The 523-nt window shown below is 42.8% G+C and carries 1 protein-coding gene; it reads left to right on the forward strand.

The window, feature by feature from the left end:
- Positions 1 to 163 precede the first annotated feature (163 nt).
- A complete protein-coding gene (locus tag IE038_RS25120; RefSeq protein ID WP_368855854.1) occupies positions 164 to 337 on the forward strand; it encodes an endonuclease/exonuclease/phosphatase family protein in 174 nt (57 codons plus the stop codon).
- The last annotated feature ends 186 nt before the right edge of the window (positions 338 to 523 follow it).

Genomic DNA, 523 nt, shown 5'->3' on the forward strand with positions numbered 1-523 from the left:
CCTTGGGGTTGATTCCTAGACCCTTTAAGAAAGTTTCTTTTACTCCCCCTCTAAAGAGTGGGTGCAAAATAGACCAAGAAAAGATTAACCTCACACGAGATTTATTGATTGAGTCTGGGACAGTGAAACCTTTGGATGCTCATTTTCCCAACTCTACCCAATGATGATTATTCTCTCATGGAATGTTAGGGGGTTGAATAGCATCCCTAGACAAAAGGCTATTCAAAATTTGGTGGTTGACCATAATCCTGATGTTCTTTGTATCCAAGAGACTAAGCTCTCTGTGGAGTCTATGGTCCAATATGCCTCTAGTATTTGGTCCCGTGGCCAATGCTAGTGTGTTGGGGCAATAGGTAGTGCTGGTGGTTTAGCTATTTTTTGGGATCCATGAAAAATTTCTCCCCTTGGCTGGGTGTCTTCTCGCTCATCTCTCTCTATGGTAGCTTCTACTTTAGACTCTGGAGAGGTAATCATGGTTACTAATGTGTATGCACCTATTGGTCTTGTGGGAAAGGAGGCACTT

Origin of the sequence: Pseudomonas laurentiana (assembly GCF_014648275.1) — a bacterium.
Taxonomy (GTDB): domain Bacteria; phylum Pseudomonadota; class Gammaproteobacteria; order Pseudomonadales; family Pseudomonadaceae; genus Aquipseudomonas; species Aquipseudomonas laurentiana.

Coding starts and splice junctions, on each gene's coding strand:
- IE038_RS25120 (WP_368855854.1), top strand. CDS start 164: ATGATTATTCTCTCATGGAATGTTAGGGGGTTGAATAGCATCCCTAGA.